The sequence below is a fragment of the uncultured Stenotrophomonas sp. genome (genome assembly GCF_963519925.1).
Taxonomy (GTDB): Bacteria; Pseudomonadota; Gammaproteobacteria; order Xanthomonadales; family Xanthomonadaceae; genus Stenotrophomonas; species Stenotrophomonas maltophilia_AE.
The window spans coordinates 1-8,532 of record NZ_CAUQPH010000146.1 but is presented as its reverse complement, the minus strand read 5'-3'; the positions used below and the strand labels follow the sequence as shown (position 1 = coordinate 8,532).

General features: G+C 69.4%; 9 protein-coding genes and 1 pseudogene. All 10 read left to right on the top strand.

Features of this window, described 5'->3' with window-relative positions; translation table 11 throughout:
- The coding region (locus tag RWO33_RS17415) for an AAA family ATPase (RefSeq protein ID WP_314106445.1) at nt 1-1,009 on the top strand (1,009 nt) is incomplete at its 5' end.
- The gene (locus RWO33_RS17410) at nt 996-1,883 is read left to right on the top strand and encodes a MinD/ParA family protein (RefSeq protein ID WP_145477742.1); all 888 of its coding nucleotides are present in this window, start codon (nt 996-998) and stop codon (nt 1,881-1,883) included. The genes RWO33_RS17415 and RWO33_RS17410, both read left to right, overlap by 14 nt.
- On the top strand, nt 1,880-2,626 hold the full coding sequence (locus RWO33_RS17405) for an RNA polymerase sigma factor FliA (RefSeq protein ID WP_145477743.1): 747 nt from the start codon (nt 1,880-1,882) through the stop codon (nt 2,624-2,626). The genes RWO33_RS17410 and RWO33_RS17405 overlap by 4 nt, the downstream gene beginning before the upstream one ends.
- Nucleotides 2,627-2,642: 16 nt before the next feature.
- Complete coding sequence (gene cheY, locus RWO33_RS17400; RefSeq protein WP_017357461.1) at nt 2,643-3,035, top strand: chemotaxis response regulator CheY; 393 nt, start codon at nt 2,643-2,645, stop codon at nt 3,033-3,035.
- Nucleotides 3,035-3,652, top strand: a complete 618-nt coding sequence (locus tag RWO33_RS17395; RefSeq protein WP_314106443.1) for a protein phosphatase CheZ — start codon at nt 3,035-3,037, stop codon at nt 3,650-3,652. Before cheY ends, RWO33_RS17395 begins: the two co-directional genes overlap by 1 nt.
- 4 nt (nt 3,653-3,656) lie before the next feature.
- Entirely contained in the window at nt 3,657-5,471 is a 1,815-nt protein-coding gene (locus RWO33_RS17390; RefSeq protein ID WP_314106442.1) for a chemotaxis protein CheA, read from the top strand.
- A gap of 78 nt (nt 5,472-5,549) precedes the next feature.
- Nucleotides 5,550-6,290 carry a flagellar motor protein gene (locus tag RWO33_RS17385; RefSeq protein ID WP_314106440.1) on the top strand — a complete coding sequence of 247 codons (741 nt, stop codon included), beginning with the start codon at nt 5,550-5,552 and terminating at the stop codon, nt 6,288-6,290.
- Nucleotide 6,291: 1 nt separating this feature from the next.
- Nucleotides 6,292-7,290, top strand: coding sequence for a flagellar motor protein MotD (gene motD / locus RWO33_RS17380; protein WP_314106438.1), 999 nt, complete (start codon nt 6,292-6,294; stop codon nt 7,288-7,290).
- A 4-nt stretch (nt 7,291-7,294) separates the two neighbouring features.
- Entirely contained in the window at nt 7,295-8,077 is a 783-nt protein-coding gene (locus RWO33_RS17375; RefSeq protein ID WP_314106436.1) for a ParA family protein, read from the top strand.
- Nucleotides 8,074-8,532 (top strand): annotated as a pseudogene (locus RWO33_RS17370) (hypothetical protein); the annotation flags it as partial. The gene RWO33_RS17375 and the pseudogene RWO33_RS17370, both read left to right, overlap by 4 nt.

The following is an 8,532-nucleotide window of genomic DNA, read 5'->3' as shown; positions in this document are numbered from 1 at the left end:
GCTCCAGGCCGCCGACGAACCGACGGCGGTCGCCGAGGCCGTGGAGGCCGCGCCGGCGCCGGTTGCCCCCGCCACCCCGCCCACGCTGACCCTGGTCCGCGACGACGAAGAGCTGCGCCAGCTGCGCCATGAAGTGGCCGGCATGCGCCATGTCATCGAGCGCGAGATGAACCGCTTCACCGACGAGCGCCTGCGCGGCTCGGCCGTGCGCGCCGCCGCGCTGGACCTGATGGACGAGTACGGCTTCGACGCCGGCATCTGCCGCGACGTGGCCCTGCAGATTCCGCTGGACACCGAAGCGCACCGTGGCCGTGGGCTGATGCTCGGCCTGCTCTCGAAGAAGCTGCCGATCGCCCCGGTCGACCCGCTCGAGGCCGGTGGGGTGATCGCCCTGGTCGGCCCGACCGGTGCCGGCAAGACCACCACCATTGCAAAGCTGGCCTCGCGCTTCGCCGAAGCGCATGCCGCCCGCGACGTCGCCCTGGTCACCACCGACACCGCCCGCATCGGCGCCCGCGAACAGCTCTACGGCTTCGGCCGCCAGCTCGGCATCGCGGTGCACGAAGCCAACAGCGGCAGCGACCTGGCGCAGCTGCTGGAACGCCTGAAGGACTACAAGCTGGTCCTGATCGACACCGCCGGCCTGGGCCCGCGCGACCGCGCCCTGGCCGCCCAGCTGCAGTGGCTGCGCGCCGCCGGGCAGGTCCGCACCCTGCTGGTGCTGCCGGCCAACACCAGCTTCAGCGACATGGACGAAGTGGTCCGCCGCTTCAGCGCCGCCAACCCGCAGGGCGTGGTGCTGAGCAAGCTCGACGAGACCGGCCGCTTCGGCACCGCGCTGTCGGTGGCGGTCGACCACCGCCTGCCGATCACCTGGGTCACCGACGGCCAGGACGTTCCCGAAGACCTGCACCGGGCCAGTGCGGCCAATCTTGTACTTCGCCTTGAAGATTTGCGCCGCGCGGCCGATATGCCCTGCAACCCGGAGTTGAACCATGCCGTCGCGTGAGTATGAAAACCTGACCAGGACCTTCCCGTTGTCGGCCACCCGCAGCCAGCCGCTCGGCCCTGTGCGCACCATCGCCGTGACCGGCGGCAAGGGCGGCGTGGGCAAGACCAACGTGTCGGCCAACCTGGCCGTGGCGCTGGCCGGCATGGGCAAGCGCACGCTGCTGCTGGACGCCGACCTCGGCCTGGCCAACATCGACGTGATCCTGGGCCTGCAGCCCAAGCTGACCCTGGCCGACCTGGTCGCCGGGCGCTGCACCCTGGACGAGGTGATCCTGGAAGGCCCCAACGGCGTGCTGGTGGTCCCGGCCGCGTCGGGCCGCCGGCACATGGCCGAGCTGCAGCCGGCCGAACACGTGGGCCTGGTCAACGTGTTCTCCGAACTGGAACGCGAGCTGGACTTCATGGTGGTGGACACCGCCGCCGGCATCACCGACGGCGTGCTGACCTTCTGCCAGGCCGCGCAGGACACCGTGGTGGTGGTCTGCGACGAACCGGCTTCGATCACCGACGCCTACGCGCTGATCAAGGTGCTCTCGCGCGAGCGCGGCGTGGACCGCATCCAGGTCGTGGCCAACATGGTGCGCGATCCCAACGAAGGCCGCGTGCTGTACGAAAAGCTCAGCCGGGTGTGCGAGAAGTTCCTGGCCGACGTGTCGCTGAACTACTTGGGCTGCGTGCCGCAGGACGACTGGCTGCGCCTGTCGGTGCAGCGCCAGCAGCCGGTGGTGAAGGCCTATCCGTCCAGCCCGGCCGCGCAGGCGATCGCCGAGATTGCCCGCCGCACCGCACGCTGGCAGGCCCCGACCGAGCCGCGCGGCGGGGTCGAGTTCTTCCTGGAGCGCATCCTCAAGCAACGCGGGGTGGCCGCATGAAAGGCGCCGCACAATACAAGGAGGTGCAACGCGCCGCCGCCAACGAGTGCATTGCCCAGCACTCGGACCTGGTCCGGCGCATTGCCCACCACCTGGCTGCGCGCCTGCCGGCCAGCGTTGAAGTGGACGACCTGATCCAGGCCGGCATGATGGGCCTGATCGAGGCCTCGCGCAGCTACGACGCCGACCAGGGTGCCTCGTTCGAAACCTACGCCTCGATCCGCATCCGCGGTTCGATGATCGACGAGATCCGCCGTGGCGACTGGGTGCCAAGGTCGGTGCACCGCCGCGCCCGCGATGCCGCCTCCACCATCCGCCGCCTGGAGCAGAGCACCGGCCGCGCCGCCAGCGCCACCGAGGTCGCTGCAGCGATGGACATGCCGCTGCCCGACTACCTGCGCCTGATGGAAGACGCCGCACGTGGCCAGGTGCTGAGCCTGGAATCGCGGATCGAAGACCAGGGCGAGCTGGACACCGTGGCCCAGGGCGGCCCGACCCCGCAGCAGGTGCTGGAGCGCGGCGAGTTCGGCCGCGAACTGGGCCATGCGATCGGCCTGCTGCCCGAGCGCGAACAGCTGGTGCTGTCGCTGTACTACGAGCAGGAACTGAACCTGAAGGAGATCGGCGCGGTGCTCGGGGTCAGCGAGTCCCGGGTCTGCCAGATCCATGGCCAGGCAGTGCTGCGCCTGCGTGGCCGACTCAAGATCTTCGAGGCGGCCGACGCCGGCCTCGAGAACAACTGATACCGAGGAAAGTGCTTTGAACAAGAACATGCGTATCCTGATCGTCGACGACTTCTCGACCATGCGTCGTATCGTCAAGAACCTGCTGGGCGATCTGGGCTTCACCAATACGGCCGAAGCCGAGGACGGGCATGCCGCACTGGCCCTGCTGCAGAGCCAGCCGTTCGATTTCGTGGTCACCGACTGGAACATGCCGGTGATGACCGGCATCGACCTGCTCAAGGCGATCCGCGCCGACGCCAAGCTCAAGACCCTGCCGGTGCTGATGGTCACCGCCGAAGCCAAGCGCGAGCAGATCATCGAAGCCGCCCAGTCCGGCGTGAACGGCTACATCATCAAGCCGTTCACCGCGCAGACCCTGGAAGAGAAGCTCGGCAAGATCTTCGAGCGCCTGGCGGCCAGCGCCTGATGGAAACCCTTCGCGACAAATCAGCGCTGGTGCAGCGCCTGCAGGATGCCCTGGCCGCGCTGGAAAGCGGCGACGAAGCCGGCTGGCGCCGGGAAATCGACGCGCTGGCCGCACTGCGCACCCAGCCGATGATGGCCGGCCTCAACCGGCTTGCGCGCGAACTGGGCCAGGCGCTGGGCGAACTGCCTACCCTGCCTAGCGAAGCCGGCGAGCTGGATGATGCCTGCGCGCGCCTGGACCACGTGGTGGCGATGACCGAACAGGCCACCCACCGCACCCTGGACCTGGCCGAGGAATGCCGTGCGCTCACCGAGCAGCTGCGTGCCGACGGGCTCAGCCCGGACCAGGACCAGCAGCTGGACCGCATCCGCCACAACCTCACCGAGATCGCGCTCACCCAGAGCTACCAGGATCTCACCGGGCAGATCATCCGCCGCGTGGTGGGGATCGTGCGCCGCGTGCACGAAGGCTTCGGTGCGCTTGGCCTGCCGCCGCCGGACGAGGCCGCCGCACGCCAGCGCGACAACGGACTGGCCGGCCCGGCCGTGACCGGCCTGGACCGCCACCAGGTGTCGCAGGTGGACGCCGACGACCTGCTTTCCGATTTGGGGCTTTGAAATCATGAGTGCTGTTCCGGACGACATTGCTGCAGACTTCATCCTCGAGGCCCAGGAGATCCTGGATCGCCTCGGCGAACAGCTGGTGTCGCTGGAGCAGTCGCCCCAGGACAGCGACCAGCTCAACGCGGTGTTCCGCGGCTTCCACACCCTCAAGGGCGGTGCCGGCTTCCTCGGCATCCAGGCGATGGTGGAACTGTGCCACGCCGCCGAGGAAACCCTGGGCATGGCCCGTTCCGGCCAGGCCGTGCTGCAGGCGCATCACTTCGATGCCGCGCAGCAGTCGCTGGACTACCTGCAGTCGATGCTGGATTCGGTGGCCGCCGGCACCGAGCCGGGCTATGCGCCGCCGGCGCTTATCGCGCAGTTCGACGTCAACGGCCCGGCCGTGCCCGCAGCGGTGGCGGCCGCCACCCCGGCCAACCCCGACCTGATCACCGACGACGAGTTCGAAGCGCTGCTCGACACCCTGCACGGCGGCGCCGCACCCACCGCCGTGACGCCCACGAAAAAGGCCGACGACGGGCTGATCGGCGAAGACGAATTCGAAGCACTGCTCGACCAGCTGCATGGAGGCGCCGCCCCCGGCGCGCTGCAGGCAGCCGCGCCCGCGCCGGCACCTCGCCCTGCTCCGGCACCGGCTGCAGCCAAGCCGGCCGCCAACAAGCCGGTGGCCGAAGCCGAACACACCGTGCGCGTGGACACCAAGCGCCTGGACGCCATCGTCAACCTGATCGGCGAACTGGTGCTCTCGCGCAACCGGCTCAAGACCCTGCGTGCACGCCTGCACGACGAAGAACTCGACCGTGCCGTGTCGACCCTGGACATCGCCACCGCGCGCCTGCAGTCGGCGGTGATGCGCACCCGCATGCAGCCGGTCGGCAAGGTGTTCTCGCGCTTCCCCAAAGTGGCCCGCGACGTGGCCCGCAACCTGAAGAAGGAAGTGGAGCTGGAACTGGTCGGCGCGGAAACCGAGCTGGACCGCAACCTGGTCGAAGCACTGGCCGACCCGCTGGTGCACCTGGTGCGCAATGCGATCGACCACGGCATCGAAATGCCCGACCTGCGCGAAGCGCAGGGCAAGACCCGCAGCGGCAACGTGCGCCTGTCGGCGCAGCAGGAAGGCGACTACGTCAGCATCGAAGTGCAGGACGACGGCGCCGGCATCGACCCCGAGCGGCTGCGCGCCAAGGCCCGCGAGAAGGGCCTGATCGACACCGAAGCCGCCGCCCGGCTGAGCAGCGAGGAGTGCCTGCACCTGGTGTTCCTGCCCGGTTTCTCGACCAAGCAGGAAGTCACCGACATTTCCGGCCGCGGCGTCGGCATGGACGTGGTGCAGTCGCGCATCCGCGAGCTGAGCGGGCAGATCCAGATCCAGTCCGAACTGGGCCGGGGCAGCCGTTTCCTGATCCGGGTGCCGCTGACCCTGGCGATCCTGCCGACCCTGCTGGTCCAGGCCGGCGAGGACATCTACGCGCTGCCGCTGGCCCGCGTGATGGAGGTGCTGCATGCACCGAACACCTCGCTGGGCTGGTTCGACGGCCGCGCCGTGCTGGACCGCCGCTCGCACACCCTGCCGCTGGTCGACCTGCGCCATTGGCTGGACGTGGAACCGGCCGCCTCCTCGCTGCTCACCATCGTGGTGCTGCAGGCCGGCGAAGCGCGTTTCGGCCTGGTCGTGGACCAGGTACGCGGCCGCGAGGAAGTGGTGATCAAGCCGCTGCCCAAGGCCCTGCGCGGGCTGCGCGGCTACGCCGGCGCCACCCTGATCGGCGACGGGCGCATGTCGCTGATCCTCGACGTGGACGGCCTGCGTTGAGTAGAGCCACGCCCTGCGTGGCTGAACCGCCGACCCCCCCCACCTCAAGACCCCCCCACGCGCGCCGATAACGGAACAATGGACAGACTCAGCCTCATTGGACTTTTCCTCGCCCTGGCCTCGCTGGTCGGCGGCAGCATCCTCAAGGGTGCCGGGCTGGCGTCGCTGTGGTCCCCTGCCGCTTTCGTGATCGTCATCGTCGGCACCATTGCCGCGATCCTGCTGCACACCTCCCCGGCGGTGTTCAAGCACGCCTTCAAGATCGTCAGCTGGGTGGTACGCCCGCCGAGCAGCGACCGCGCCGAGCTGATCCGCCAGATCGTGGAATGGAGCAACATCGCCCGCCGCCAGGGCCTGCTCGGCCTGGAAGCGCAGGTCGACGCCCAGGACGACCCGTTCCTGCGCAAGGGCCTGCAGCTGCTGGTCGACGGCGTGGAACCGGAAACCATCCGCCACATGATGGAAATCGAACTCAGCAGCCAGGAAAGCCGGGACCTGGCCGCGTCCAAGGTGTTCGAAGGCATGGGCATCTATGCGCCCACGCTGGGCATCATCGGCGCCGTACTGGGTCTGATCGCGGTGATGAAGAACCTCGCCGACCCGAGCAAGCTCGGCCACGGCATCGCCGCCGCGTTCACCGCCACGATTTACGGCATCGCCTCGGCCAACCTGCTGTTCCTGCCGGTGTCGGCCAAGCTCAAGAGCGTGATCCACCACAACAGCCGCGACCGCGAAATGATCATCGAAGGCCTGATCTCGATCGCGCAGGGCGAAAACCCCCGCAACATCGAAACCAACCTGTCCGGGTTCCTGCACTGACATGGCCCGGCGCAAGGCCCACGAAGAGCATGCCAACCATGAGGCCTGGGCGATTCCCTACGCCGACCTCATGACCCTGCTGCTTGCCTTCTTCGTGGTGATGTACGCCATCTCGTCGCTCAACGAAGGCAAGTACAGGGTGATGGCCGACGCGCTCACCACCGCGTTCGGTGGCGCGCCGCGCACCATCAACCCGGTCCAGGTCGGCAACCAGCAGGTGCAGGGCGGCGGCTGGGACAGCCCCTCGGTGATCAAGGCCGGCAACCGGGTCGGCCCTTCCGCACCGTCGCCAAGCAACGACCCCACCCTGCTACCGGCGATGGCCTCGCAGATGCGTATGCCGGTCTCGGTGCACAACCAGGAACAGCTGCAGCGCGCCGAACGCCAGCTCAACGGCATCGCCGACCGCCTCACCGCGACGCTGGCGCCGCTGATCGACCGCGGCATGATCACCGTGCGCCGCACCGAGCTGTGGATCGAAGTGGAGATCAACAGCGACATCCTGTTCACCACCGGCTCGGCCACCCTCGACGTGCATGCGCGCGACACCCTGTCGTCGCTGGCCCAGGTGCTGCACGACGCCCCCAATGGGGTGCGCGTGGAAGGCCACACTGACGACGTGCCGATCGCCACCGCGCTGTTCCCGTCGAACTGGGAACTGTCGGCGGCGCGCGCGGCCAGCGTGGTGCACCTGTTTGCCGACCAGGGCGTGCAGCCGGCACGGCTGGCGATGGTCGGCTACGGTCAGTTCCGTCCGCGCGAAGACAACGCCAGCGCGCAGGGTCGCAACCGCAACCGCCGGGTCATGGTGATCATACTGGCCGATACCGCGCAGGGCGTGGACCCGCTGGGTCCGCAGCTCACCGCCGAAACCAGTGCCGCGCCGGCCTCGACACCGGCCACCCCCTCCCCTGTTTCCCCCCTCGCCCCGGTGCAGCTGCCACCGGTGCCGGCCGGCAGCCGCGTTGGCGCCGCCGTTCCCCCCGCAATGAAGGAGTGAACCGATGCGTATCTGGGCAATCGCCAACCAGAAAGGCGGCGTGGGCAAGACCACCACGACCCTCGCGCTGGGCCGCGGCCTGGCCACGCTGGGCCACCGCGTGCTGCTGATCGACCTGGATCCGCATTCGTCGCTGACCCGCGCGTTCAACGTACCGCTGGACCCGCCGCCGGCCGGCGTGCTGGAACTGTTCGGCACCCCGCCGGCGGAACTGGGCGCACTCGCCCACCACAGCGACGTGCCGGGCCTGGACTACATCTGCGCGCAGGCCGCGCTGGCTACCCTGGAGCGCCGCAGCGCCAACCAGCCCGGGCTGGGCCTGGCCCTGCAGAACGCCATGGCCCGCCACCAGGGCCAGCACGACTACATCCTGCTCGACTGCGCGCCGACCCTTGGCCTGCTGATGATCAACGCACTGGCCGCGGCCGACCGCCTGATCATCCCCACCCAGGCCGAACCGCTGGCCCTGCACGGGCTGGACGGCATGGTCCGCACCGGTGAGATGGTCGAGCGTTCGCGCCGCCGTCCGCTGCCGATGTCGATCCTGCCGACCCTGTTCGACCGCCGTACCCGCGCCGGCAACGAAACCCTGAAGCTGATGCAGGACCGCCACGGCCAGCGGGTCTGGGAAGACGCGATCCCGGTCGACACCCGCATCTGCAACGCCGCCAGCCTGACCGTGCCGCTCACCTCCGACGACTATCCCGGCCGCGGCCTGCTGGCCTACCGCCGCGCCCTGGACTGGATCCGCGCCGACGACGCGCAGCAGATGGAGCGCGCCGCATGAGCAGCACCGGCGTACTCGACGACTACCTGGTGGAACTGCTGGGCGACGCGGTGCCGGACGCGCCGGTCGTGGCCGCCCGCGCTGACGACGAAGACGGCGTCGGCGTTGCCGACGCCATCCGTGCCGAGTTCGCGGCGGCCCAGGCGCCCACCGGGTTCGACACCCCCACCTCACCGGGTGCACCGGCCAACCTGGCGCTGCTGGATGAGCTGCTCAACGATCCCGCCCTGGGTCCGGTGATCGCAGCGCCCGTCGCCGCCGCCTTCGACACCCCGACCTCGCCTGGCGCGCCAGCCAACCTGGCACTGCTCGACGAACTGCTCAACGATCCCGCCCTGGGCCCGGTCGAAGACGCGCGGCCGGGCTGGGACGACCTGCCCGCCGAGGAGCTTCAGCCCAGCGCGCCTGTCGCCGCGACGCCGGCACCTGTCGTTGCTTCCGAGCCTGTGCGCGTC